Source organism: Shewanella sp. 5S214, assembly GCF_041439795.1.
Classification (GTDB): Bacteria; Pseudomonadota; Gammaproteobacteria; order Enterobacterales; family Shewanellaceae; genus Shewanella; species Shewanella vesiculosa.
Genome location: NZ_JBGOOV010000005.1, coordinates 1 through 26050, shown reverse-complemented (window position 1 = coordinate 26050; position 26050 = coordinate 1). Strand labels below are relative to the sequence as shown.

The window sequence follows — 26050 nt, the reverse complement described above, 5'->3', positions numbered from 1 at the left end:
CCCCTTTGAAATCAATTCTTAAATCAGTTCTGCAATTTTAGTTACGAGTTCACTACGCGTAACCAATTGTTGTTCGTCTTTTGTTCTTAACGGCTTGATAGCCACTTGATTATTCGCGACTTCATTTTCGCCAATGATCAACGCAAATTGAGCACCGCTTTTATCGGCACGCTTCATTTGCTTTTTAAAGTTACCACCACCGCAATGACTCATGACTTTAAGCGTTGGTAACTGTTGACGCAACTCTTGAGCCACTTTAATGGCTTCAACCACACAATTCTCACCCATAGCAGTAACATAGATGTCTACTTCAGGGGCAATATCACTGGTTAACTCAAGCGTTTCAAGTAATAGTACAATGCGCTCAAGGCCCATTGCAAAACCAACGGCTGGAGTATCTTTCCCCCCCAGTTGGCCGACTAAACCATCATAGCGACCACCCGCCAACACTGTACCTTGAGAGCCCAAACTGGTGGTAACCCATTCGAATACGGTGCGGTTATAATAATCTAAACCACGTACTAAACGTGGATTGATGGTGTATTGGATGCCAACAGCGTCTAAGAGTTCACATAAAGTTGAAAAATGTGTCTTAGTTTCTTCACCCAAGTAATCCATTAATGCTGGTGCGTCAGCTAAAATAGCCTGCACTTGCTGATCTTTAGTGTCCAGTACACGCAATGGATTTGAATACATCCGACGTTTACTATCTTCATCGAGAATGTCTTTATGCTGCTCTAAAAAAGCAATCAACGCATCGCGATAGGCCGCACGTTCAGCGGGATCGCCTAAGGTGTTTAGCTCAAGTGCAACGTGCTCTTTAATCCCTAGCAAGTCCCATAAACGGGCTGATAACATCAATACTTCAGCATCAATATCGGCGCTACCAATGCCATACACTTCAACACCGAACTGGTGGAACTGACGATAACGACCTTTTTGCGGACGCTCATGACGGAACATAGGTCCCATATACCATAAACGTTGTTCTTGGTTGTAAAGCAGACCATGTTCGTTACCCGCACGAACAGTTGAAGCGGTACCTTCAGGACGTAAGGTTAAGCTGTCACTATTACGATCTTCAAAGGTATACATTTCTTTTTCAACAATATCGGTCACTTCACCAATAGAGCGCTTGAAAAGGTCGGTACTTTCTACGATAGGAGTGCGAATTTCGCTATAACCGAATGCACTAACAGATGAACGCAATACTGCTTCGAGTTTTTGCCATATAGGACTTTGGGTAGGCAGAATATCATTCATTCCGCGAATAGCTTGGATTTGCTTTGCCACTGTTAACTTGTCCACTTATTGAATTAGCTTGCGCTAATAAAATGTAAATACACCCTCTGCATCGGCAACTTTAGGTTGTCATGCACAGGATTAAGATTATTCGGTTTTATCGGTTATCGCGATACGGTTGGCCATCATGCTTGCTTTTGCACGGATCTTAGCTTCTAAACCATCGACGATATTGTTATTATCAAAGCGTTCTTTTTGACGCACTCCGCCATCATAATAACCGCTTTTAGCATGGCCACCCGTTAAACCAATATCAGACACTAATGCCTCGCCTGGACCATTAACCACACAACCTATAATGGACACATCCATTGCGGTGGTAATGTCTTCAAGACGACGTTCAAGTTCATTAACTGTGCTAATCACATCAAATTCTTGGCGCGAACAAGAAGGACAAGCAATAAAATTAATTCCACGGCTACGAATGCGCAAAGACTTTAAAATATCAAAGCCCACTTTGATTTCTTCAACGGGATCGGCTGCTAAGGAAATACGTAAAGTATCACCAATACCCTCAGCTAATAACATGCCTAAACCCACAGCTGATTTAACTGAACCGGCACGCATACCGCCTGCTTCAGTAATCCCCAAATGCAAAGGTTGACGTATTTGTTTAGCGAGTAAACGATAAGATGCGACAGCAAGAAATACATCTGAGGCTTTTACACTGACTTTAAATTGATCAAAGTTCAAACGGTCCAAAATATCCACATGACGCATTGCCGATTCAAACAGGGCTTCTGGTGTTGGCTCACGGTACTTGTCCATTAGATCTTTTTCAAGCGAACCACCATTCACACCAATGCGGATTGGAATATTTTTATCGCGTGCACATTCAACAACGCTGCGAATACGCTCTTCATTACCAATATTACCAGGATTTATACGCAGGCAATCTGCACCGTATTCAGCCACTTTAAGTGCAATACGATAATCAAAATGAATATCGGCAATCAAAGGCACATTCACTGACTGTTTAATGATTTTAAACGCTTCAGCTGCATCCATCGTTGGCACAGAAACACGCACTAAATCAGCACCCACCTTTTCCAACGCACGAATTTGTGCAACTGTGGCTTCAACATCATTAGTATTGGTATTGGTCATCGACTGGACAGCAATCGGTGCACCATCGCCAATAGGCACATTGCCCACATATATACGTGTCGATGGTCTGCGAATAATTGGGGATTCGTTATACATGTAAATGTACTCTACTGCAGTTGCTAAAGCATTATGACGCTTTAGGCAGGGTTAATCTTGCTACTCGACCATTGGCAAATTCAGCTAAACTGATTTTATTGCCATCGAGGCTGATACTGGCGACTTGAGGTGCACCTAGGATCACTTTAAACGGTTTTGTACCTTGAACTTCAATTCGCTGAGCTGAATTTTTCACGCCATCAACCATGACTTTACCTGTGGCATCAGTCACATTAACCCAACAATCACCTGAAAGTTCAATGGTTAATACACTTGCACCACTCACTAAACTTGAGCTTGTTGATGCAGCTTGTGCGTTATCACTTTCAACACTGCTAGGTGAAGTACTGGCAGCATCTTGCGCCGTTTGAATAAGCTTATCTTCAGCATCTATTGCAGCTTGGCTAGGAGCCTCTGCCGCACTCGCACTGGCTTCGTTACTTGGTTCATTACCACTATACTGTTCAGTTTCGCTTCTAATGAATTGTTGCGGTTGGGCCATGTTACTTCCAGCAGCAATTTCTTCAACGGTTGGCTGAGATAAATCAACACTGGTTATTAACGATGACTTTTGAACCCACCACAATACTAACATGGCGATCAATACGGCAATGATAAGGTAAGTCACAAAATTTAGACGGCTATTACGAGCTTGATGCGTCGTCTTACGTGAAAAACTTTGCATTTCAGGGGCAACAATTTCAGGTAATTGCTGGCTTAAACATAGCTGAATTTTGTTCATATCAGCACTTACTGCACGAGCATAATTTTTAATATAGCCGCGCACATAAGTGGTAGAGGCAATATTATCAAAGATGTCATTTTCAAGATCATTAATGATCTTGGGGCGTAAATGCAGTTGAGTTGCGACGGTCTCAATTGAGATCCCTTTTGCTTCGCGGGCCGCTTTTAAAATGGCCCCAGCAGTAACAACATTTGTTAACAATGACGCGTTCTCTTCGTCTTGTTCTACTTGTTCGAATTCTTTAGTCATTAATTCAAGTTAGCTCTATAATTTTTGGCTTGTGGAGATGCAGGAAACTTCGCAATTAATAAAATGCCAAATCGTTTTACGGCCTCTACATCGTTCGCCGCCCGCTCAATCTTGATCCCTAAGGCTAAACTTTCTGCTGATTCACTAGCAACTCGATGGTATCTTGCGAGTTGTTCGCGCGCATCGCCGTAGTCAGCATCTTCCATGGCTAACTCGGTTAATTCTAATAATGTGACTTTACGTCTTGGATCATACTTTAACGCCATATTAAAATACTGTCGCGCTTTTTCTTTATTACCGGCTTTGCGACTGCATACACCTAAGTTTTCATAACTTGATGCGGTACGGGTATATTGAGGTGTCTCTATGGCTGCAAGAAACATTTTCTCAGACTCGGCAAACTTATTTTGTTGGCACAAAAACACCCCAAAATTGTTACGCGCATCACCCGTCACATCACTCAAACTAATCGCTTTTTTGTATGACTCTTCCGTTCGCTCAATATCGCCAACGGTTTGATAATAATAAGCCATTGCCATATGAACTTCACTGATGTTCGGCGCATATTCAACAGCTTTATTTAAATTATACTTTGCTTGCTCGCTATTACCACGCTGTAGATAAGTCAGTCCTAGTTGCATACGTTCTCTAGCAGCTCCCTGCTTATCAAACTGACGTTCAGCTACAGGGGTATCAGTACCACTGTAAGTACGCTCAGTAACACAAGCAGTGGCAGACAAAGCCACTAAAGTCATTAAACAAACCTTTTGCATTCCATGCTTCATTTATAAGCCTATTATCTATGCAAACAACGAGTTATTCCATTGTGACTGAAATCTGACTCTGTTGCATTTGTTTTTTTGCTAAACGCTTTGTTCTATCACGAATATCACCGGCTAATTGACCACAAGCAGCATCAATATCGTCACCACGCGTTTTACGCACAATCACGGTTAGACCATGTTCCATTAACACTTTAGAAAAACGGTCAATGCGTGAGTTCGATGAACGGCCATACGGAGAACCAGGATACGGGTTAAACGGAATTAAGTTAATCTTACATGGCGTATCTTTCATTAAGATAGCGAGTTCATGTGCTTGATCTGTGCTGTCATTTATATGATCAAGCATCACATACTCAACCGTGACACGGCCACGGTTTGCATTAGACTTTTCTAAATAGCGACGAATACCCGCTAAAAACTCTTGCAATGGGTATTTTTTATTCACCGGAACGAGCACGTCACGTAACTTATCGTTAGGCGCATGGATACTGACGGCTAATGCCACATCGATGACATCACCTAATTTATCAAGTGCTGGTACCACACCCGAGGTTGATAATGTCACTCGACGCTTAGATAAACTAAAGCCAAAATCATCTAACATAATGTCCATAGCAGGGATAACGTTAGCAAGGTTAAGCAAAGGCTCGCCCATCCCCATCATCACTACGTTTGAAATTGGTCGATCGCCAGTGTCTTTATGGAAACCTAAAAATTGCGACACTCGCCAAACTTGACCGATGATTTCAGCGACGGTTAAATTACGGTTAAAACCTTGCTGACCAGTAGAGCAAAAAGTACATTCTAAAGCGCAACCAACTTGTGACGACACACATAAGGTCGCTCGGTCTTCTTCTGGAATATAGACGGTTTCGACTTCTTGGCCCTGACCAACATTAATAGCAAATTTAATGGTTCCATCAGCAGACTTTTGGAAATTAGAAATTTCAGGTGCGACAATTTCGCATCGCGCTGCTAATTTACCACGCAATACTTTATTTATATTGTTCATTTCTTCGAAGTCAGTAACGCCAAAGTGATAAATCCACTTCATTAACTGATCGGCACGAAACGGTTTTTCACCCATCTCGCTGAACAATGCTCGCAGTCCTTTACGATCAAGATCTAATAAATTGATTTTCTTTTCACTCATCTGCCTAACCTCAAACACCAAAACCTTTAACAGGGCGGCAAATTATACAGATGCTGGCCAAGATTAGCTAGTAATCAAATAGCCTTGTTATCGCATCAAAAATCAAACATTCACCTGGTTTGGCGCCCAACATGAGTAAAATAATGTTAGAATCGATTTCCAATTAAAGAGGGAAATTATGAAGCAACGCTACACATTAACTTTAGCCCACATTAATGATACCCACTCTAACTTTGAGCCCAGCCCCGTTCAGTTTAGCCTCGAGAATCAACAAAAATCATATACCCTCGAAGCACATTCTGGCGGATATGCACGTTTAGGTTATCAAATTGAACACGCCAGGCAACAAGCAGCAATCAAACAGTCGCCTTTTATTTTTTTGCATGGTGGTGATAGTTTTCAAGGGACATTATATTTTAGAGAGTTTAAAGGTGCAGCCAACGCGCATTTACTAAACTTACTCAAACCTGATGCTATGGTAATAGGTAATCACGAAGTCGATGCAGGCAATAGCCCAGTTCAAGCTTTTCTAAACCGTATCGATTTTCCGGTACTAGCTGGCAATATGGACCTCAGCCAAGAAGACCGACATAAATCGGGCCGACTTTATGGCCATCCAATGCTGTACGATTTTGATGACTCAACTGAAACAGCCAAAGTATTAATTAAGCCATTTCATGACACTAAGTTAGCCATTATTGGTATTACATTAGATCAAATGCGCTTAATTGCACGGCCCGATCCTGACACCCACTTTGCCAACGCCATCGACACGACTTTGCGGACAATACAACGCTTACACCAGCAGGGTATCTATCACATTATAGTATTGAGCCATTTAGGCTTAGATCAAGATCGAGAACTTGCTGCAAAAGTTGATGGGATCAGCTTAATTGTTGGCGGTCATTCTCATACACTGCAAGGCCAACTGAGTGATATTGGTTGGAGTAATATTCCTTATGCAGAAACGATTAATTCAACGCCTATTTTACATGCAGGTAAATATGCAGAAACAATTGGCTTGGCTGAAATATGTTTTGATCAACATGGCAAAATAGTTGAATTACAGGGCAATAACTATTTTATGGTCGATGAAAACATCACAGTAACCACCAAAGACGGTGATGCCACAGACAGTAATACTGCCGCAACCTTAGTCAAACAACTTTTTGCTCATCCGAGCATTAAAGACGCACAACATGATGAACATATTCACTCAGTAATCCATACTCAATACAGACCATCATTAGATGCGATAGAAAATCAAATCCTTGGCCATATTCCTCGGGACTTTGTCCATACTCGCTTACCAAGTAAACACTTACCTCATGGCAGTGAAATCGCCCCCTGGGTCAGTCGAAGCATGTATAAAGCGGCTAAAAATATTGAACCAACAATAGATTTTGCCTTGCACAATGCTGGTGGGGTAAGACAGTCACTGAACAAAGGCCAATTATCTTTAGCCGATGTTGTGGGGCGCATTTTGCCCTTTGAACTCCCTCTTACCTTATATAAAATTCAAGGTAAATACGTTATCGAAGCATTAGAGTCCGCGATAAACTCCGCGACCAATAACGGCATAATGGGTACAGGCGCAGGCAGTTTCCCCTACCCTTATGGCCTGCGCTACTTTTATGACGGTAAGCAAGCTAAAGGCTTAAGGATAACTCAGATTGATATCTACAAAGACGATCAATGGCAAACACTAGAACCTAATAAGCTGTATTTGGGAGTATCAAGTTCTTATACTGCTGCAGGTAAAGAAGGATACGAGGCATTATTACATGCTCATTGGCAGCAACCCATTAGTAATCAAACACTGCCTGAAGCTTTTATCGATTTTGTAAGCCAGCATGGACACCTTATTACTGGGCAACTATTTGCTAATGTTCACTACATTAGCCATCACGATTAAACCATCTAGTGGTAATACCTAGCCACTGGCACACTCAAACGCTGCCAGCGGCTTTTACGACTTTACAAGCCAGCATGGACAGCTTATTACTGTGCAACTATTTGCTAATGTTCACTTCATTAGCCATCACGATTAAATCAACTAGTGATAATACCTAGCCACTGGCACACTCAAACGCTGCCAGCGGCTTTTACGACTTTGTCAGCCGGTATCGACAACTTAAGAGTGGGCAACTATTTGCTAATGTTCACTTCATTAGCCTGCACGATTAAACCATCTAGTGGTAATACCTAACCGCTGGCAGATAACAATTATTCGTGCTAGATCACAGACCATAATCAGCTGAGATGGTTAAATAGCATAAAATTGAGCCAATCTCGTTATCCAGTGTCATCTGTAGATAAAATAGGAATACATACATGAAAGCTAAATTAATCGCATTTGCTGCCGCAGCCACTTTGGCTTTAGGTGTTTCCTCTGTGTGGGCACAAGGTGCTTTGCATCAAGCAGAAGTCATCGACACTATGAATGGTGGCGGTTACACCTATGTTCAGCTAAAAGAAGCCGACAAAACATACTGGGCAGCAGGCCCACAAACTGAAGTGAATAAAGGCGATAAAGTTGAAGTGTCTGAGCAAATGTGGATGACCGATTTTAAAAGTTCAAGCCTAAACAGAACATTTGATAAAATCATGTTTGTTGGCAACATTAATAAAAAATAGTACGTTTTATCGCAAAAATCTTACATAATTGACCAATCTTACCGATTGGTCTTTTTTATGAAAAACTCAATAAATCAACCAAGTCAAATCGTTGATTTTTCAGCGTCCTACGCTACTCAAGTAAGCCAGTTATACCATACTGCTGTGCAAGGTATTGAACATCCGAGATACCCGAAACTAAAACTTGATGCATGGTCATTAGCCCCCCGTTCAGCTAAGTTCTGGCAATTACAATACAAACGAAATAAAGCTTGGATTGCATTAAACAAGCAACAGGTCATCGGTTTTATTAGCCTAGAAACTCATTTTAACCACCAAGGTTATATTGACTGTTTATACGTGCACCCCAACTTCCAAAATCAAGGTATAGCAAGCTCGCTATACCAACACCTTGAACATTGGGCACAGCAGCAACAATATCCATTTGTCAGTGTGGATGCGTCATATTTATCTAGAGCTTTGTTTGAGGCCATGGGTTTTGCCTTACAACAAGTCAGCTACCAACAAAAACGAGGCCAAACGTTTACCGGTTTCTATATGAAAAAAGCGCTCTGAGCGCCACGAGATGCCTCAAAAGGGCGGTAACTAGCGGTAACGGTACAAGCGTTAAAAGCCAAGATGCTAGGATGATAACGAGCGAACGCTTTGGCCGCTTTATTTAACAGCGTAGCGATCTAGCAGGACGCAGTCCGCCCTAACCTCTAGGCTGTTACGTTCATTATCGCTTGCCATCGCTTATTACCAAGGTCACCGCTTTAAAAGCGGTTGCAGCATTTCTTCTAGTCCATTGAGCTTCACTTCATACATTAATGCAAGCTGCTCACCAAGCTTACCTTCTGGAAAGCCTTTTGAATGAAACCACACTAAATAAGGTTCAGGCAACTGCAGTAACTTACGGCCAGCATATTTACCAAATGGCATGGTTTGATTAATCGCTTCTAATAATTGTTGTTCATTCATGACTTCGGTCCCACAGCTTTGATGGCTAAAACCCAAGTGTAACACGCTGCAAACCGTAAAAAAGTCCCTCATAGCGCCAACTATTACTTATATCAATTTCGAATAACAAAAGTAAAAATAAGATGTAAAAAGTGTATCAACAAGATATGAAAGCATAATATGCCAAATTAGCTGGCCAGTAATGGGGTACATGTTCCTCAGTAAAGTGCTTTAAGTGATTATAAAGTTTAACTTTTAAATAACATTCCTCCGTGCGACACCATGTTGTCAATTTTTTGCCGTACAAGCTAATTTAGTCAATTAAACATCTAGGCGACATTTATAAAAAACTGTCAAAAATCAGCTAATTGACCAAACCTAATTCAGTATTTAAAGTGAGTTTATAATTATTTTTAGGTAAATAACAAACTTGGTTGGGAGGGCTGTATAGATGATCATATTAGTAGGTGGTGAGAAAGGCGGCAGCGGTAAAAGCTGTTTAGCGCAAAATATTGCGGTGTTCCTGACCCAAGAGGCAGATGCCTGCGTGATTATGGTCGACTGCGATCCACAAAGAACAACATCAGACTGGATCCAAGCTCGTAACAACAACCCCAAATTATCGGCGATAAACTGCGTACAGCTTTATGGCAAAATCCGTAATGACCTCCTCAGCTTAGAGCAACATTATGACTATGTAATTGTCGATTGTGGTGGTCAAGATAACCTTGCCTTACGAGCATCTATGTCAGTTGCATCACATGTATTAATGCCGTTAAGACCAAAACGTCGCGACTTGAAAACGGTCAGCCACATGGACGATATCGTGTCCACTTGTTTGATGATAAATCCCAAAATGAAAGCATCATTTGTAATCACACAATGCCCAAGCTTACCTAACCAAGCAAGTAGAATCAGCGAAGCAAAAGATGTTTGTCGTACTTACGATATTAACGTACTAGATGCAGTTAACTACAGTCGCAACATTTATGACGACAGTGAAGAATCGGGCTTATCAGTATTTGAATTAGAACCCAAAGGTAAAGCAGCAGAAGAGATGCGCAGTATTGCTTGCGAATTACTTGAGATTACCGATGCAAAGCAACTCCTTAAACAGCGCAATACTGCATCGAATGTGACCACATTGGGAGGAAATTATGGGACTAGCCGATCTCAAGAAAAACGCTTCGTCATGTAAGCAAACCAATAACATAGCAGTATCAATTGATGACTTTATTGCAGCTGCAGATCTGTACGCAGCCGGTAAAGGCGGAGCTCGACATGCGGTAACCTCTGAGGTTGTTGGCACAGAGAGTCAAACGAATATAATCGATTTTCTACAGCGTAAATACCCGCAGAAATTGGGGGCAATAAAATCAAATAGCAACAACAAAAAGCAACCTTATAAGCGCTGCACTTATACTTTAAGCGAGACAGCTATCACTCAGTTAGCCTTGCTGAGCCAGCAAGGCGGCATAGCAAAGTCAAAACTGATTAGACAATTGATTTCACAATATTTCAGCTTATCGCCACTACAACAAAAAAGCTTAGAAGCTAATTTTAAAGATTAATCGTTAATTTACTTTGTGATTGGTCAGGATGTTCGCTTTTCTCCCCCCACCCTTTCACTGGCTAATAAATATGAAGGTCATATTTATTAGCCAGTGCTTTTTTCTAAAAAACGCAACCTCTCATACCGCTGCACAAGTTAACATTTGCCCAGCACCTAGAGTTAATTTTTGCTAAAGCTTGAATTTGTTTACAAACAGCCCCATTAATCTCACATAGGGCAAAATTTTATAACAAACACAGCTAAAGCTATCGAATAACATCACGGAGTAGTGCGAAAACTTATCAGCACAGATATAAGCTTGAAATAAAAACCAAAAAAACCTTTTTGACTATTAGGATCCTTCTATGATCGCGATTGTAACATTGCTCATTATATCAATGACCGCTATTGGATGGATTACCAGTAGTCAATGGCGCCGCAATCGTCAACGTAGCATAGTGGCTAGCAAACCATTTCCAACACTATGGCGTAATATATTAAAAAAGCGCTTTCCTTACTTTAAAGCCATGCCAACAGACTTGCAGCTACAGCTTAAAAAGCATATCCAAGTGTTTATTAGTGAGAAACAATTCGTCGGTTGTGACGGATTCGACATAAATGACGAAGTAAAAGTCACCATAGCAGCCCAGGCCTGTTTATTATTGCTCAACCGAAAAACTGATTACTATCCTAAACTGAAACAAATTTTGGTCTACCCAAGTGCATTTATTGTTCATCAAAACCGCACTGATATAGCAGGCGTGTATTCTACTCAGCGTAATGTGTTGCTGGGTGAATCTTGGGAATATGGCAAGGTAGTGTTGTCATGGAACAGCACTGTAGAAGGCGCTGCAGATCCGTTTGATGGCAGCAATGTGGTTATTCATGAATTTGCTCACCAACTTGACCAAGAAGATGGCAGCGCCAATGGTGCGCCTCCTTTACGAGATATCACCTCATATCGTTCTTGGTCTGCTACTCTAGGGCAGGAATTTAAACAACTTCAACATTGCGCTCAACAGCATATCCCGTCATTATTCAATTATTACGGCGCAACCAATCCCGCAGAGTTTTTTGCTGTAATAAGTGAAACATTTTTTGAACGACCTATTGAGTTTTACCAACAACATAATCAATTATATAAAGAATTGAGCCAGTTTTATCAGCTAGATCCAATAAATTGGCATTAGATAAGTCATCAACATAATAATAATTCATAACGTAAAAGGAATACTATGCAATCAATCATTAACAGACTTGGATTTATTGCGGTGTTAATGACCACAGTAGCAGCCTTCGACTTGCATGCAACAGAAGCCGATGACACCTCACTTGGTCAAAGCCAAACCGCACAAAAAAACAAGCAAGTGAGCCAACAAGTAAGCTCCGAAAGCGAAGCCGTGATTAAGAATATTAGCCAGGCAAATGAATTAATTGACAGCCAAGGTTTATCTGCAAAAGACAGCCAAGCCGTCAGCGCTTTATTAAACCAGTTACATGAAAGCGCAGCAGCAGCTGACTGGACGACTTATTTTAGTCTTTATCACCCACAAGCAGTGTTTATTGGTACCGATAAGTCAGAACGATGGGATATGCTTGAGTTTGAACGCTATGCCAAACCCACTCAAGGTTGGCGTTACGATGTAAAGTCTCGCCACTTACTGCAAATTGACGATACCATTGTATTTGACGAACAGCTTTATAGCCCAGAATATGGCATTAGCCGAGGAACAGGTGCATTAGTTCAAACGGTTGATGGTTGGAAAATAGCACAATATCATTTGAGCTTTCCGATACCAAACGACAAAGCTAAACGTATTACTAGCTTAATTATGCAATAATCATCAGTTCATCAGGGTGACCATGTTTATTATCACGGTCACCCTTTTGTTTAATAGCAGATGCTTAATATCCAGTGATAAATCTTTAACCCACCCAATAATAGTCAATAACTAAATAGCCTTGTTATGCCATCGACACCGCAAAACACACATTTGCCAACTCACTAAAGTGAGTAAAACTGTCAAAATCATCTTGTTCAAAATGACGCCCAGAGCCCAACCTATCGGCATAAAACAAGCCTAATACTTTATTTCCAACAGATAATGGTGCTAATAGAAATCCATTTTGGGAAAATCGTTCCACAAGCACATCATCTACTTGTACTTTGCATTCATTGCTGGTTGGTGCATTAACCCAAAAGCTCTTTTTTTGCCCAATGCACTGAGTAAAAACCGATTGAGGATCATCAAGTTCAATCACAAATGCTTGCTTTAATAATTCAGCGCCATCGCCCATCATCACTCTTGGCTGTAATAGTTTACGACTCGGTGATAATAACAATACACCGCATCGATCTAAACCAACACCGGTCAGCATGCCCTCTAATGTCGTGTGCATGATTTGATTAAAATCAGTTTTTACCGCAGCGTAATGGGTTAATTGCCTCAGTTTACTTAATTGATAAGCGTGATTGGTTTCACGCACCTCAGAAGGCACAACTGGGGCATCAATATTGTCTAATACATTAGCGGTATGAGGTAAATAAGACACAATCGCTTTAGCACCGTATTCGATAGCTAACTTATGGGTTGTTTCACTGCAATCAATAAACTTTTCAGTAAATTTAGCCACACTGATGTCTAACATATCGGCGGCTTGGGATAAGCGCTTATGCAACTCTTCAGCATTAACGTTAGGTTGCGATACTATCTCCGATAACTTATCGGCTAAAAAAATACAACGGATTTCGGGCATACGTTCATCTGGCTGCGTTAACGATTTAATTAACACGTCACCTAACCCCCAGCTTCTGGCAATACTCTGGGTAAGCTGAATAAATGACGTACCAAGTTCAGCTCGTATCAATGAGTTTTGCTCTATTTTATCATCGGTTGATAACAGTTTTTTATCTAGCTGTTCGGTTAGCTCACCGCCCATGCTCCAAAAAGCACTTTCACCGATGCGATACAACAAAGAAGCGATAAAAACTTCTTCACGTAACGATTCTCCTCGATCGCTCATCATCATTCTGGCGAGCATGGCCGCCTGAAAAGATTGCGCCATCAGCTTTAACAAGCGTTGATAAACACTGGCACTCAGATGTTTGTTTTCGAGTAAACTGGTCAGTAGTTTTGCGGTAATGCAAATATTACGAATAGTATCAAATCCGAGTACTACGGCTGCGCGGCTGACAGTCGACACCGGATTAATACCTTTATTGTAGGTAGCACTGTTTGCTACTCGCAAAATTCGCGAGGTAAGTGCGTTGTCGTGCATGACACTTCGACCGAGTAAAGATAATGAAGATACATCGTCTTTAGCAAGCTTTTCTAAATCACGCACTGTGGAACATAATGCAGGCATTTCTTGATCACTGATACGCTTGGTCCAATAATCAGCCCCTTTTTGCTGAGTCATCGCCTTCAAAATTTAACCTAAATGTAACAAATATTAATTTAGTATACTCAATTTCAACACAGTGTCTTGTAGAGATTGTCATTAGAGCAAGCTAGCTCACGTATCAAAGTAAAACAACGATATTTGCTTTCAAATGACGTGGCAATAAACCAATGAATAAGTCGCAATCACTCTCATGGTTAGTAAATGATGTGCTAACTGCGTCACTTTATTTATATTTTAGTGAACGTAATTTGAGTTGAATCTGTTTGATGTGCAGAGTAACAAGCATGAGATAAAAATTAAGCAAAAAAAAACGGCTCACAAGAGCCGCAATCACAAATAATGTGGTTAAAAAGCTTACGGGTAGGAAGTAGCCAAACAATCAGGATTAACAACTAAGTAAAACTTATAATCCAACATCCTTGGATAAAAATCCCGTGCTGCCTGTAGGTGAGCTGCACGGGGTTACAACAGCCACAAAGTGACTAAACTTGTAAAACGGTTGGGACTATAGGTTAAAACTGTTCTTCTTCAGTAGAACCTGTTAGCGCTGTTACTGATGATTTACCACCTTGAATACAGGTTGTGACTTGGTCAAAGTAACCAGTACCCACTTCTTGCTGATGCGATACGAAGGTATAACCTTTCTTAGCCGCAGCAAATTCAAGTTCTTGAACTTTTTCAACATAATGCTTCATGCCTTCACCGCGAGCATAGTCATAGGCTAAATCGAACATGTTGTACCACATGTTATGAATGCCCGCTAACGTGATGAACTGATACTTGTAACCCATGTTAGACAGCTCTTGCTGGAATTTAGCAATCGTGACGTCATCTAGGTTCTTCTTCCAGTTAAATGATGGAGAACAGTTATAAGCTAATAGTTGATCTGGGTACTTAGCATGAATAGCATCAGCAAACTTCTTCGCTTCTTCAAGACAAGGTTTAGCCGTTTCACACCAAATTAAATCAGCATACGGAGCATACGCAAGACCACGAGAAATGGCTTGGTCTAAACCCGCTTTGACACGGTAGAAACCTTCGCTAGTGCGTTCGCCAGTTACAAAGTCACGGTCATATTCATCACAATCTGAAGTCATTAAATCTGCAGCATTGGCATCAGTACGTGCAATAACTAACGTATCAACACCGCTCACATCTGCAGCTAAACGCGCAGCAACAAGCTTTTGTACTGCTTCTTGGGTTGGAACAAGAACTTTACCGCCCATGTGACCACACTTTTTAACCGACGCGAGTTGGTCTTCAAAGTGAACCCCAGCAGCACCAGCATCAATCATCGACTTCATTAGTTCGAAAGCATTCAGTACGCCACCAAAACCGGCTTCAGCATCTGCAACGATTGGTAAAAAATAATCAGTATAATTGTCATCACCAGGATTAACTTCTTTGCCCCATTGAATTTGGTCAGCTCGGCGGAATGAGTTATTAATACGGCTCACAACCGCTGGAACTGAGTTTGCTGGGTAAAGTGATTGATCAGGATACATGGTGCCCGCTAAGTTAGCGTCCGCAGCAACCTGCCAGCCTGATAGGTATATTGCTTCGATACCTGCTTTTGCTTGTTGTACTGCTTGACCACCAGTAAGTGCACCCAGCGAGTTTACGTAGCCTTTTTTAGCGCCGCCGTTAACCAGTTCCCACAATTTTGCAGCACCCATTTTAGCAATCGTGTTTTCTGGTACAACAGATCCACGTAATGCGACAACTTCTTCAGCAGTAAAAGGACGCTTAACAGATTTCCAACGTGGATTTTCAGCCCAATCTTTCTTAATTGCATCAACCTGTTGCTGACGAGTTAGTTGTGTAGTCATAGTGTCGCTCCTTTCTGTGTGAGGGTAGCAAAGTGAATCGTTCAACTTTGCTTAATTCAGTCGTGTTGTAATTAATATTCTGTTACTGGCATTAAGCCGTTAACAGTTCGTATCCGGGTAATGTTAAGAAATCAACTAACTCATCTGAGGTAGTAATTTGTTCAAATAACGTTGATGCTTTAGCGAACTGGCCTGCATTAAAGCGTTCTGCGCCGAGTTCCTTCTTAACGTTGGCCATTTCTTCTTTCAACATATCTTTAAATAATGCTTTAGTGACAAGCTTGCCATTTGATAGACTTTTGCCATGTTGAATCCATTGCCAAATAGAGGTGCGTGATATTTCTGCCGTAGCAGCATCTTCCATCAAACCGTAAATGGGTACGCAACCATTGCCCTGGATCCATGCTTCGATGTACTGCAATGCAATGCGAATATTCAAACGCATGCCCGCTTCGGTTTTTTCACCATCGCAAGGTTCAAGTAACTCACTGGCTAAAATCGGCGCATCAACATCACGAGTAATGTGCAATTGATTGGTTCTATCACCACCAATGTAATCATTGAAAATTTTCATTGCGGTATCAGCTAAACCAGGATGAGCCACCCAAGTGCCATCGTGGCCATTGCGAGCTTCTAATTCTTTATCACCACGTACTTTTTGCAATACCAGCTCGTTAGTCGCTTCATCTTTTGCTGGAATAAATGCCGCCATTCCGCCCATCGCTAATGCACCACGCTTATGGCAGGTTTTAATCAATAAGCGTGAATAGGCACTTAAAAACTTGGTGTCCATGGTGACGGCTTGACGGTCTGGTAAAACACGGTCTGGATAATTTTTTAAGGTTTTTATGTAACTAAAGATATAGTCCCAGCGACCGCAGTTTAGTGCGACTATGTTTGAACGAAGCTCATAAAGAATCTCTTCCATTTCAAACACTGCAGGCAAGGTCTCAATTAAACAGGTACATTTAATCGTGCCAGGCTCTAAGCAGAAACGCTCTTCAACAAACGCAAACACTTTAGCCCACCAACGCGCTTCCACATGACTTTCTAGCTTAGGAATATAAAAATAAGGCCCTGATTTTTTGGCTAAAAGTTGACGGTAGTTGTGATAAAAATACATCGCAAAATCAACTAAACCACCAGGTATAGGTGTGCCTTTGTACTCAACGTGTTTTTCAATAAGGTGTAAACCACGTACTCGAGCAATTAACACTGCTGGATCTGGATTTAACGAGTAATGCTTACCGGTTTCTGGAGCGGTAAAATCAATATCACCACGAACGGCATCGCGAAGGTTAATCTGACCTTCAACAATCTTTTGCCAGCTCGGTGCTAATGAATCTTCAAAATCAGCCATAAACACTTTTACATTGGCGTTTAAGGCATTAATGATCATCTTACGGTCAACCGGGCCGGTAATTTCAACTCGTCTGTCGGTCAAATCATTAGGCATACCACGGATAGTCCAATTGCCATCTCGTATTGCACGGGTTTCAGGTAAAAAGTCTGGTAGTTCGCCATTATCAATACGTGCTTGCTTTTGCTTACGCAGTTTTAGTAGTTCTGGCACTTCATCAACAAACTTGGCACATAACGAATCAAGGAAAGCCACGGCACCAGAATTAAAAACCTCTTCTTGGCCATTAACAGTGGGGCCAATAAAAGTGAGATCGGTTTTAACCGAATCATCAGCATTTGCTGTGGACTTACTGTACTGGGCTACTAGTTGTTCTGCCGTCATAATAATGGCTCCCTAAATGCTGTCTGTTTTGATATTGGTGGTCATGCTTCACTGTATAACGCTATCTACTGCTAACTCATTTATGCCACATTCTTGTATCAACTGAATCACTGTTGTACTTAACGATTGAATGCTTTTTATCGAGCCCAGTAACCGCTTACTCATAAGATTAAGTTGAAGCTGACGTTGAAGAAGCTGACGTTGAATCAAAAACTTTCAAATGTCTGTTTCGTACTAAAAACTAACCAAAAACGTTTGTAATTGCAACAGTTATCAGTTTACCAAAACGTGTTAAAAACGACTGTCAACAGCACAGTAAATTGGTAATACCAAACAACAAATCTATACATAAGCACCTGTTTATAAAAAACTTTAATTATTAGAGTTTATACTTTAAATCAATCGTTAGAAATTCATCTTACCAATTGACCAATAAATTACTTTGGTAAAAATGGTTGTAATAAAAAAACTAACTGTAAATATTATATTACATAACTTTAGTCTATATTCGTGAATGAAACAATTTGATAACGTTTTTAGCTTACCCGTACGTAATCACTTTTAATTGTTTTAAAACATAAGCTTAAACAAATCCATTTATAACCCAAATGTAAACGACTGTTTTAAATTTACGTTTACGTCAACGTTAAAAAATACGGCGGTAATGTCATTAAAAATGTGAGTTACGTCACCCGATCAACAAGTTCAGCTATATTGGTTTGTTTTAAATAAAGGTGAATTTTTTTTGAAAAAAATTAAAAACAATCACAAATGGGGCAATAGAGAACCAAAATGGTGCAATAGCAGAGATTTATTGCAGTAATAGCCAAACAATGAAAATGGCATTGCAACTCATGATGATAGGAAAAACAGCCAAAATTCAGCTTGAGGTCGGGCAGAAAGTGACTTAAATAGTCGATAATTTACCGATTAACAATAACGAGACACAGAAATGAATCAAAGAGGGAGTGTGCTTGTTCGTCGTAGTCGTAATAACTTGGTAGAGTTGTTTTGAAGCAATTTGGTGCATAGGCTGTTCATTCTTAGCCCCTACTCTACTTAATAGAGATTATCTGTTTGGTAAGATCTTACCCGTTAACGAGCAGCAGAATATATCACTCGCCTCATATTATTCAGAACAGTCGCTCCTTCAAGATAAATTTTGCCGCAATATAAGGCAATTTATATCTGCCGCAGTTTGTGAGACCAAATTATGGTTTATTCGTAAGCGATGACGCTCTAAAAATAAGCCATAAACACCACCAGAAGAGATCCGCTAAATGGTATTTGCTATTTAAATAGAATGTGTTTGTTGTAAGATATTATTCTCGATTTAAAAACTATCTATATGATTTACAAAAGATTTTTTATGTAAGAATGAAGTCACTACATGGCGTAATAGCGATACAATTACCATCGTTTTTAACAATAAAATGTACAAAGAGTAAGATGACCTGGAGATGCTGCTAACCAAACACTAAAAAGTGCTTTTCAATTATACAGAAATTGAGCTTATACACTTCAGAGTAGCCTATTAACAACTATGCCATTTACTGTTGCTGTGTGCATTTAGTCATAGACTGCATTGCTGATAATGTGATGAGGTTGTAGAACACATGGTAGCTATCGAAGAGCTTGTGTGATGACTTTTGATGATGAACCCAGCTTAGCTGATGATTAAGGCTTCATGGTGTCGTCATAAGATATTACGCAGTTTCGACCATTATGTTTGGCTCGATAAAGGGCTAAATCAGCACGATGAATTAAAGGATCAAGGCTTAAGTCATCTTTAGTAACAGTGCTGACACCACAACTGACTGTGACCGTAAAATCGTGTCCAGAGAAACGAGTGTTAATATTGGCTACCTCATTACGAATACGTTCGGCAAAATCAACAGCCATATCTTCGGCTTGCTTTGGCATAAAGACAGCAAACTCTTCGCCGCCCATTCGGGTAAAAATATCTGTCGGTTTCAACATGCCCTCGATGACATTAGTCACTTTTTTTAATACCCAGTCACCTGTACCGTGGCCATATTGGTCATTAATATTTTTAAATAGATCAAGATCCATTAACACAACAGAGAATCTTTCACCTATTGTTTGAGCTTGAATAAATTCATTTTCCGCCATTTCTTGTCCAGTACGGCGATTAAAAATACCGGTTAATCCATCTCGCTGCGCTTGTTTCATAAATTGATTACGTTGCAGCCAAGCCGAGATCAATAACAATAATAAACCGACAGAAAGACCTACAAGTAAAGTAGAGAACATGATAGATGAACTTTTTTCCTTCATAAACAAATCTTTTTGTTTCATCAGTAACTCGTGATCTTGGATCAAACTGCTATTTTCACGGCTTTTTTCAACACTATCAAAGCGAGCCATTTGATAAGCATTTTCTTTGACTTTCTGCTCATCAAGCAGCTGCTGGCCAAGTGCAGAAGCGACAACTTGAAACTGGTATGCTTTATCAAATTGCCCGCGTTTACCTGCAATTAAAGAAAGAGTTTCGTTAACTCGTTTTTTCGCTATCATGTTACTAGGCTTATTAGGTAACGCATTAACCATTTGCGCATACATTTCAGCTTGTTGGTAATCGCCTAAATGAAAATAAATAACACTTAAATAAGACCTTATCTCATTGATCTCAACTTCAAATTTAAACTTTTGGTAACGCTCTAAAGCAACAAGATACAAACTTTCTGCAGCCGCATATTGTCCTTTATCAAACAGCACTGTAGCCAAGCCTCTAATAGACATGATTTCAATTAATGGCAGACCATGATCTTTACAATAAGCTTGAGTGTCTTTAAATAATGTATCCGCTTCGTCAAAATGAGCTAACTTTGAATGGGCCACTGACAGGTATAACATTGAATAACATTGATCTTTTGGGTCTTTACCTTGATTTAAATTCAGCGACAATTTTGCTATACGTAACATTTCATCATAAGCGCCCAGCTGTAAATACACATTCATCAGACGGTTATAAGACTTTATTTTGATACTTTGGTTTTGATAGTTATCAATACGAGAAAGATTTTCTTCCAGAAGAGAAAAGGCTTTTTGGTAGTTGCTAAGCCCAATATTTGCAGTGATTTTCAATAGATAAATATTGGTGAGTTCTTCACCAGTTGGACCGTCTATCAGTGCTTCATCGAAAGCTTTATCTGCTGCGACAAAATGACCTAAATAAAGCTCTTTGGAACCGACCAACCTATGTAGGCGGCTGTGTTGTGATGAGGTAAGTGACGATTCAGATGCTAATACGGTTTCAATCTTTTTAATTGCATAACCAGTATCTGTCGCCAAATATTGTTCAATAGTATCGAGTTCTTTATCATAATCGATATTGTCAGCTATCGCCGCGCGGCTAAAAAGCAACACGATGATAATAAAAAAATACCTCGATGTATGATGCAAGAATAATTACTCTGTAGGGTTAGTTATAATCATGTACATAGCCATGTCTTTATCACCAACTAACTGGCTCACACGTGCTTTATCTCCCGACATTACAGCGTCAATCTCTTCTTGTGTTAATCCATTTGATTTCATGACAGCACGAGGATCAAGCTTATATGCTTCTAATAACAGGGCATTAGTCGCAAGCTCAGTAAAAAAGGCACTCATGTTTGACATATTGTCACTCTCTGTTTTAATAATTTTATTGTTAATTTATGGGCATAATGACATAACATCAGACAATTCAACACATAAAGTACATTCAACTGATTTAACTAGCTTTTTAAACTTGTGCGTACTTTACACTCAAGTCAGTTTAACAACAAACGCTGATAGTTGTTAACTTGTATCGGCTAACAATTTTAACAAAAAACTGACTATAAAAAAATTAACAATTGCAACTTCATCTTCAATTAATCTGCTGTCTATATCAGGTCAAGATATAAACCAAAACGTTCAGTGTAGAGCACGATTATGCCATATTATCTTTTAATGTTAACAGATACTTAACCTATATCTGATTCGGTGATACCTAACTTAGCCAACATCTCATGGTTTAATGTGATCTGTTTAGCGGGAGGGATCAATAGTGTGCTAATTGGGGTCAATCTAGCTTCAGGTAAAGACGACAAAGCCATGCGCTCGATTACTGGTGATTGAAACGGCAAATTGGCGGCTTCATATATCATCACTTGATGATCAAGAGGATACCATTGCGTTAAGTGCTCAACCAAAATCTGTAACCTCGCTTTAGTCGTACTAAATTGAGTCAAAGTATGTTCACCCGCTAGGGCTATCTGCCACAGTAAAAGATGCGTAGTAGGATCGGGCACATGATGATAAATCATGAACTGAGTCGCTTCAAAACTTTGATGGCCACTATTACCAGGATCGATTCCTAGGTCAGCCCACAAACAAGCTTCCGCAGAAATACCCGGTAACATACTCGCATCATACCCCTCCAAACGAGCCTGTTTTATGGATAAATGCCCAACACAAGCAAATACTCCAGGATGACCATATAAGGCGCATACGACTAACTTACCTAGGCGTACTTCACACAAAACAGCATTAACCATTTCAGCATAAGTAGCACGACGGTTTTTTATCTCGCCGCATTGTGCGTAATAAGGCTGCAGCGAACGCACGTCACAATTAAGCGACATTAGCCATCGTTCAGAAAAACCATCGGGCACTAACGAAAACACCACATCAGCATGCTCAATATAACTCAAACTCAACGCGCCTATTTGCCCTGCTAACTGTAATCCTGTTCCAACACAAATCAGACGGCCTTTTTTTACATTGGATAATGTTGCACTTTGCGATTGCTGAATAGTCATTGTTGTTTCTTTTTTGAGCGCTGCAACTTGGATAAAGTTATTAATAATAAATGCTTAGTTAGATATAGCACTTAATAGTGACATAATTTAGTTCGATCGTTTAAATTGAACGATTTAACAACATCCTACCAACATTTGCTGTAATGCGTTAAATAAATATGAAAATTTACCTTAGATTTATTTACTGAAAAAATGGAACTTAGGGCGCTAAATTGACTCAAAGCCACAACATCTTTTAATAGACCCTTGTCAGCATAGGGACAGCTTGGGTATGATGACCGACAGAATTTAGGAAGTAGCGCAGACAATGATAAACAAAAAACAAAGTCTTACCCTTGTAAGCGCAGTAGCGCTTTCATTATCTCTTAGCGGATGCAGTGTATTTGACTGGTTAATATATAAACCAGATGTGCCACAAGGCAACTACATGGAAACACAACAAGTCGAAAAACTTCGTGTCGACATGACTAAAGCACAAGCAGAATATATTTTAGGTCGCCCAGTATTACGCGACAGCTTCTCTGATGACACTTGGTACTATGTCTATCATTTCAAAAGTGGTCGAGATGCTAGCATTACTCATAAAGAGTTGATCATTCACTTTAATGGCGACACAATTTCCAGTGTTAGCGGCGATTACGATCTCAGTAAAGAATTTAATACTCCGCTGGAACAAAGCTCATTGCCGTCCGTTAACGACCCAGATATGAAGCCTTTACTACCTGAAATTCGCCCAGATGCAAAACCGTTAGTTGAAGAACAACGTCCGGCATTAAAGAACCAGGCAGAAAATGATAATACACCAACATAAGCCACACAATAACATGTGATTTATGCCAAAAAAAAGCAGGACCTCTCATGAGAGTCCTGCTTTTTTTTGGCGTTTTTTCATTGCCACACATCAATCGAGTTAACCTTAAACTAGCGTTAACACATGGATATTTAGCCAAAATAACTGTGCTTAACCTATTTCAAAATTAACATAGACGATTTATTTTGCAAACTTTGCCCTGCTTATTGCATTCATTGACTTGCGATAAACTCGTCATTGACCCAAAGGATAATACTCAAAGGCCTAAAGCACATTTTGATAAATGGATATTATTCTAAGTTTAGTTAACTTTAGCACCGGTTATTTTATTAATACGACCTTCATCTTTAGCTTTTTCGGCACGCTTACGGCGAACATCTTTAGGATCGGCAATGAGTGGGCGATATATTTCAACACGCTGCCCAGGAACAAGCACCTCATCATGTTTGGCCTGGCGGCTAAACACCCCAAGCTTAACGTCTTCAAGGTTAATATCTGGAAAAAATTTAACCATATCACTTTGCTTAACGGCTTCAATAAATGTGGTACCTGGAGACACCATCACCGAAATAATTTTCTGCTGTTTTGGTAATGCATAAATAACATCTACCGAAAACTTTTCTGTTTCATTCATCACGATAAATCACCTTTGCCCTATCGGTAAATGCCATTACCATAGACGACATTAAATCTTTAAACACTTTACCAAACGCCATATCAACCAGCATGTTTGAAAATTCAAAATCTAAATCAAACTCAACTTTACAGGCATCTTCGGTTAGTTCAGTAAACTTCCATAGACCATGCATGTACTTAAAGGGACCATTTTCCAGTTCAAGTGAAATAGATTTAGCTTGCACCACTTGATTACGAGTAGTAAATGTTTTACTGATCCCGGCTTTACTGACATCAACTGATGCCACCATGGTTTTGCCATCAAATTCCAGTACCTTACCCCCAACACATCCAGGTAGGAAAGCATGATACGATTCAACATCATTGACTAAATCATACATTTCTAAGGCACTAAATCTAACCAGCATACTTTTGGAAATCTTAGGCATCTGACATCACTATCCTTAATACAATAGCGGGATTTTATCACGTTAAACAAAAAAGGCATCTCTGAGAGTGTTAAATCGCGTTGGAAATAACACAATCATCAAGAAACTCGGTATAATCGTTGTAATATCATAAATCTCCCCCATATCTATTATAGTTAGTAAACATAATAGAGTTTATCAAATGGGCTCACTGCGGGTTGTCCAGCACCATCCTTCAGGTCAATAACGGCAATCAGAACGGTAATAATAATGGTAAAAAAGAAATCAGCAAACGCCTCAGCGAGCATCGCACGCAATAAACGCGCAACCTTTGAATACCGCATTGAAGACAAAATCGAAGCGGGATTACAACTTATGGGCTGGGAAGTTAAGTCCATTCGCATGGGTAAAGTCAATTTATCGGATTGTTATGTCTATATTAAAGAGGGTGAAGCTTTTATGCATGGTTGTACTATTCAACCACTGAATACTGCTTCAACCCATGTAATATGCGATCCAATCAGAACCAAAAAACTGCTATTGAAGCGCAGTGAAATTGACAAGCTTGCCGGCTTAATCGAACGTCAAGGCTATACGTTAATTCCTTTATCAATGTACTGGCGCAAAGGTGCCTGGGTAAAAGTCGAAATAGGCTTAGGTAAAGGTAAGAAAGATCACGATAAACGTGAAGACACCAAAGAACGCGAGTGGAAAATCGAAAAAGCCCGCGTAATGAAAAAAGACAAAGAAAACGCTTAATATTGTTAATGGGCCACTGAAACGATGAAAACTGATAAGTTGTTATTGAACATAGGCCTATAACGAACAGATAGTGAACAAACGATTATATTTTGTTAATGGATACTAGGTATTCATCTCACAAAGCGTTATAGTTAACTCAATTGGGGGCGATTCTGGATTCGACAGGATTCACGAAACCCAAGGAGCATGTCGAGGGGCGGTTGGCCTCGTAAAAAGCCGCACCGTTATAGTTGCAAACGACTCTAACTACTCTCTAGCAGCTTAGGCTAGCTAGCCATCAACCACACGTTTCGCACGTGGACAGTGGATTCTGATGGTCATATTACAGTGTGCTAGCGAGGGAACTCCGTCCGGGGGTGAACCGCGAAACAGTACCGGACTCACCAAGTAGCATCCTGTCTTTCGGAGACTGCTTGGTTAAATAAAAGAGAGACTAAACATGTAGTGCCGAGGATGTAGGCTTTCTGGACGCGGGTTCAAGTCCCGCCGCCTCCACCAATTACCGAAAGGGCTTAGCAGCAATGCTAAGCCCTTTTTCTTTGTCTAATGGCGACAAAGTGGCGACAGCCAATAAAATGTTCAACTCATGATTAATCAACACTTATAGCAATGTCCATATCAGCTAACACATAAATGCCCCTACGTTGGTTAGGCTATGACCTGCGGCCACTAACGTCGTGGTGCTTCGCCCACACCAGACCAAGAGGAAACCAACGGCTGTTCCCTCTTTTATCTTTTTTAAGAATTGGCCCAGCCGCCCCGCAACATTTTCGCGATTTACAAAACAACAGCTGCGAAAAGGTCGCCATGGGGATTGAACCAGCTTTTAACTTCATTTGAAACCTGCTTCGGCCCATCTTGTAATAAGGAGTGAAAATGCTAACGCTTCCGATAGGCCATCCCTTCCCCTCGAAAACTAGCTGGCCGTCCATGGCCAGCTCAAGTAATGTTCTTCAACGTCCCAAGTTCAGAGTTGAATTTGTACATTTTCAATTAAGCAGACAAATTCATTTATTCCCCTAGGTTTAGGCTATGGCCTGCGGCCACTAACGTCGTGGCGCTTCGCCCACACCAGACCAA

The 26050-nt window shown here is 40.4% G+C and carries 23 protein-coding genes and 1 other RNA gene; 10 read left to right on the top strand and 14 right to left on the bottom strand.

Features of this window, described 5'->3' with window-relative positions; all coding sequences use genetic code 11:
- Nucleotides 1-18: 18 nt before the first annotated feature.
- The 5 genes from hisS to ACED29_RS04515 form a co-directional block, all read right to left on the bottom strand.
- A complete protein-coding gene (gene hisS / locus ACED29_RS04535) occupies nt 19-1293 on the bottom strand; it encodes a histidine--tRNA ligase (protein WP_182741994.1) in 1275 nt (424 codons plus the stop codon).
- Nucleotides 1294-1389: 96 nt separating this feature from the next.
- Entirely contained in the window at nt 1390-2505 is a 1116-nt protein-coding gene (gene ispG / locus ACED29_RS04530) for a flavodoxin-dependent (E)-4-hydroxy-3-methylbut-2-enyl-diphosphate synthase (protein ID WP_124016849.1), read from the bottom strand.
- Between the two features lie 31 nt (nt 2506-2536).
- Nucleotides 2537-3499 (bottom strand): RodZ domain-containing protein, encoded by a 963-nt coding sequence (locus ACED29_RS04525; protein WP_182741995.1) that lies wholly within the window; start codon nt 3497-3499, stop codon nt 2537-2539.
- On the bottom strand, nt 3499-4284 hold the full coding sequence (gene pilW, locus ACED29_RS04520; RefSeq protein ID WP_182697961.1) for a type IV pilus biogenesis/stability protein PilW: 786 nt from the start codon (nt 4282-4284) through the stop codon (nt 3499-3501). Before pilW ends, ACED29_RS04525 begins: the two co-directional genes overlap by 1 nt.
- A 31-nt stretch (nt 4285-4315) precedes the next feature.
- Nucleotides 4316-5437 (bottom strand): bifunctional tRNA (adenosine(37)-C2)-methyltransferase TrmG/ribosomal RNA large subunit methyltransferase RlmN, encoded by a 1122-nt coding sequence (locus tag ACED29_RS04515; RefSeq protein ID WP_124016846.1) that lies wholly within the window; start codon nt 5435-5437, stop codon nt 4316-4318.
- Between the two features lie 178 nt (nt 5438-5615).
- Between ACED29_RS04515 and ACED29_RS04510 the strand changes: the two genes are divergently transcribed.
- From ACED29_RS04510 to ACED29_RS04500, 3 genes are all read left to right on the top strand, one after another.
- Nucleotides 5616-7352: a bifunctional UDP-sugar hydrolase/5'-nucleotidase gene (locus tag ACED29_RS04510; protein ID WP_182754818.1), complete on the top strand. Its 1737-nt coding sequence runs from the start codon at nt 5616-5618 to the stop codon at nt 7350-7352.
- Nucleotides 7353-7771: 419 nt separating this feature from the next.
- On the top strand, nt 7772-8074 hold the full coding sequence (locus ACED29_RS04505; RefSeq protein ID WP_124016844.1) for an NrfJ: 303 nt from the start codon (nt 7772-7774) through the stop codon (nt 8072-8074).
- 57 nt (nt 8075-8131) lie between these two features.
- Entirely contained in the window at nt 8132-8629 is a 498-nt protein-coding gene (locus ACED29_RS04500) for a GNAT family N-acetyltransferase (protein ID WP_124016843.1), read from the top strand.
- A 192-nt stretch (nt 8630-8821) separates the two neighbouring features.
- Here ACED29_RS04500 and ACED29_RS04495 read toward each other — a convergent pair whose 3' ends face one another.
- Entirely contained in the window at nt 8822-9034 is a 213-nt protein-coding gene (locus ACED29_RS04495) for a DUF3820 family protein (protein ID WP_041413444.1), read from the bottom strand.
- A gap of 430 nt (nt 9035-9464) precedes the next feature.
- On the opposite strand from ACED29_RS04495, the gene ACED29_RS04490 reads away from it, so the two are divergent.
- The 4 genes from ACED29_RS04490 to ACED29_RS04475 all read left to right on the top strand — a co-directional run bounded on the left by ACED29_RS04490 (nt 9465) and on the right by ACED29_RS04475 (nt 12406).
- Nucleotides 9465-10211 (top strand): AAA family ATPase, encoded by a 747-nt coding sequence (locus ACED29_RS04490; protein WP_182697958.1) that lies wholly within the window; start codon nt 9465-9467, stop codon nt 10209-10211.
- A complete protein-coding gene (locus tag ACED29_RS04485; protein ID WP_124016841.1) occupies nt 10171-10584 on the top strand; it encodes a CopG family transcriptional regulator in 414 nt (137 codons plus the stop codon). The genes ACED29_RS04490 and ACED29_RS04485 overlap by 41 nt, the downstream gene beginning before the upstream one ends.
- Before the next feature lie 346 nt (nt 10585-10930).
- The gene (locus ACED29_RS04480) at nt 10931-11755 is read left to right on the top strand and encodes a M90 family metallopeptidase (RefSeq protein ID WP_273057976.1); all 825 of its coding nucleotides are present in this window, start codon (nt 10931-10933) and stop codon (nt 11753-11755) included.
- Between the two features lie 45 nt (nt 11756-11800).
- Nucleotides 11801-12406, top strand: a complete 606-nt coding sequence (locus ACED29_RS04475) for a nuclear transport factor 2 family protein (RefSeq protein WP_371697142.1) — start codon at nt 11801-11803, stop codon at nt 12404-12406.
- A 124-nt stretch (nt 12407-12530) separates the two neighbouring features.
- On the opposite strand, the gene ACED29_RS04470 is transcribed toward ACED29_RS04475, so the two are convergent.
- The 6 genes from ACED29_RS04470 to ACED29_RS04445 all read right to left on the bottom strand — a co-directional run bounded on the left by ACED29_RS04470 (nt 12531) and on the right by ACED29_RS04445 (nt 22354).
- A complete protein-coding gene (locus ACED29_RS04470; protein WP_124017010.1) occupies nt 12531-13985 on the bottom strand; it encodes an HDOD domain-containing protein in 1455 nt (484 codons plus the stop codon).
- Between the two features lie 497 nt (nt 13986-14482).
- Nucleotides 14483-15799, bottom strand: a complete 1317-nt coding sequence (aceA, locus tag ACED29_RS04465; RefSeq protein ID WP_182697954.1) for an isocitrate lyase — start codon at nt 15797-15799, stop codon at nt 14483-14485.
- A 91-nt stretch (nt 15800-15890) separates the two neighbouring features.
- Nucleotides 15891-17543: a malate synthase A gene (gene aceB / locus ACED29_RS04460; RefSeq protein ID WP_371697141.1), complete on the bottom strand. Its 1653-nt coding sequence runs from the start codon at nt 17541-17543 to the stop codon at nt 15891-15893.
- Between the two features lie 1677 nt (nt 17544-19220).
- Nucleotides 19221-20969: a diguanylate cyclase gene (locus tag ACED29_RS04455; RefSeq protein WP_371697140.1), complete on the bottom strand. Its 1749-nt coding sequence runs from the start codon at nt 20967-20969 to the stop codon at nt 19221-19223.
- A gap of 6 nt (nt 20970-20975) precedes the next feature.
- Nucleotides 20976-21188, bottom strand: coding sequence for a hypothetical protein (locus ACED29_RS04450; protein ID WP_124016835.1), 213 nt, complete (start codon nt 21186-21188; stop codon nt 20976-20978).
- Between the two features lie 329 nt (nt 21189-21517).
- Nucleotides 21518-22354, bottom strand: a complete 837-nt coding sequence (locus tag ACED29_RS04445) for an SAM-dependent methyltransferase (protein ID WP_371697139.1) — start codon at nt 22352-22354, stop codon at nt 21518-21520.
- A 307-nt stretch (nt 22355-22661) separates the two neighbouring features.
- On the opposite strand from ACED29_RS04445, the gene ACED29_RS04440 reads away from it, so the two are divergent.
- Entirely contained in the window at nt 22662-23165 is a 504-nt protein-coding gene (locus tag ACED29_RS04440; RefSeq protein WP_124016833.1) for an outer membrane protein assembly factor BamE, read from the top strand.
- A 301-nt stretch (nt 23166-23466) separates the two neighbouring features.
- On the opposite strand, the gene ACED29_RS04435 is transcribed toward ACED29_RS04440, so the two are convergent.
- Nucleotides 23467-23802 carry an RnfH family protein gene (locus ACED29_RS04435; protein ID WP_182697950.1) on the bottom strand — a complete coding sequence of 112 codons (336 nt, stop codon included), beginning with the start codon at nt 23800-23802 and terminating at the stop codon, nt 23467-23469.
- A complete protein-coding gene (locus ACED29_RS04430; RefSeq protein WP_124016831.1) occupies nt 23792-24229 on the bottom strand; it encodes an SRPBCC family protein in 438 nt (145 codons plus the stop codon). Before ACED29_RS04430 ends, ACED29_RS04435 begins: the two co-directional genes overlap by 11 nt.
- Nucleotides 24230-24478: 249 nt before the next feature.
- Here ACED29_RS04430 and smpB point away from each other — a divergent pair, with 249 nt between their 5' ends.
- A complete protein-coding gene (gene smpB, locus ACED29_RS04425; protein ID WP_124016830.1) occupies nt 24479-24967 on the top strand; it encodes an SsrA-binding protein SmpB in 489 nt (162 codons plus the stop codon).
- A 145-nt stretch (nt 24968-25112) separates the two neighbouring features.
- Nucleotides 25113-25468: a transfer-messenger RNA gene (ssrA, locus tag ACED29_RS04420) on the top strand.
- Nucleotides 25469-26050: the final 582 nt, after the last annotated feature.

Bases quoted from the DNA above. Each gene is read 5' to 3' on its own strand.
- ACED29_RS04495 (WP_041413444.1), bottom strand. From the start codon at position 9,034: ATGAATGAACAACAATTATTAGAAGCGATTAATCAAACCATGCCATTT.
- ACED29_RS04445 (WP_371697139.1), bottom strand. From the start codon at position 22,354: ATGACTATTCAGCAATCGCAAAGTGCAACATTATCCAATGTAAAAAAA.
- ACED29_RS04450 (WP_124016835.1), bottom strand. From the start codon at position 21,188: ATGTCAAACATGAGTGCCTTTTTTACTGAGCTTGCGACTAATGCCCTG.
- aceA (WP_182697954.1), bottom strand. From the start codon at position 15,799: ATGACTACACAACTAACTCGTCAGCAACAGGTTGATGCAATTAAGAAA.
- pilW (WP_182697961.1), bottom strand. From the start codon at position 4,284: ATGAAGCATGGAATGCAAAAGGTTTGTTTAATGACTTTAGTGGCTTTG.
- ACED29_RS04430 (WP_124016831.1), bottom strand. From the start codon at position 24,229: ATGCCTAAGATTTCCAAAAGTATGCTGGTTAGATTTAGTGCCTTAGAA.
- ispG (WP_124016849.1), bottom strand. From the start codon at position 2,505: ATGTATAACGAATCCCCAATTATTCGCAGACCATCGACACGTATATAT.
- ACED29_RS04510 (WP_182754818.1), top strand. From the start codon at position 5,616: ATGAAGCAACGCTACACATTAACTTTAGCCCACATTAATGATACCCAC.
- smpB (WP_124016830.1), top strand. From the start codon at position 24,479: ATGGTAAAAAAGAAATCAGCAAACGCCTCAGCGAGCATCGCACGCAAT.
- ACED29_RS04505 (WP_124016844.1), top strand. From the start codon at position 7,772: ATGAAAGCTAAATTAATCGCATTTGCTGCCGCAGCCACTTTGGCTTTA.
- ACED29_RS04515 (WP_124016846.1), bottom strand. From the start codon at position 5,437: ATGAGTGAAAAGAAAATCAATTTATTAGATCTTGATCGTAAAGGACTG.
- ACED29_RS04500 (WP_124016843.1), top strand. From the start codon at position 8,132: ATGAAAAACTCAATAAATCAACCAAGTCAAATCGTTGATTTTTCAGCG.
- ACED29_RS04525 (WP_182741995.1), bottom strand. From the start codon at position 3,499: ATGACTAAAGAATTCGAACAAGTAGAACAAGACGAAGAGAACGCGTCA.
- ACED29_RS04480 (WP_273057976.1), top strand. From the start codon at position 10,931: ATGATCGCGATTGTAACATTGCTCATTATATCAATGACCGCTATTGGA.
- ACED29_RS04485 (WP_124016841.1), top strand. From the start codon at position 10,171: ATGGGACTAGCCGATCTCAAGAAAAACGCTTCGTCATGTAAGCAAACC.
- ACED29_RS04475 (WP_371697142.1), top strand. From the start codon at position 11,801: ATGCAATCAATCATTAACAGACTTGGATTTATTGCGGTGTTAATGACC.
- aceB (WP_371697141.1), bottom strand. From the start codon at position 17,543: ATGACGGCAGAACAACTAGTAGCCCAGTACAGTAAGTCCACAGCAAAT.
- ACED29_RS04470 (WP_124017010.1), bottom strand. From the start codon at position 13,985: ATGACTCAGCAAAAAGGGGCTGATTATTGGACCAAGCGTATCAGTGAT.
- ACED29_RS04490 (WP_182697958.1), top strand. From the start codon at position 9,465: ATGATCATATTAGTAGGTGGTGAGAAAGGCGGCAGCGGTAAAAGCTGT.
- ACED29_RS04440 (WP_124016833.1), top strand. From the start codon at position 22,662: ATGATAAACAAAAAACAAAGTCTTACCCTTGTAAGCGCAGTAGCGCTT.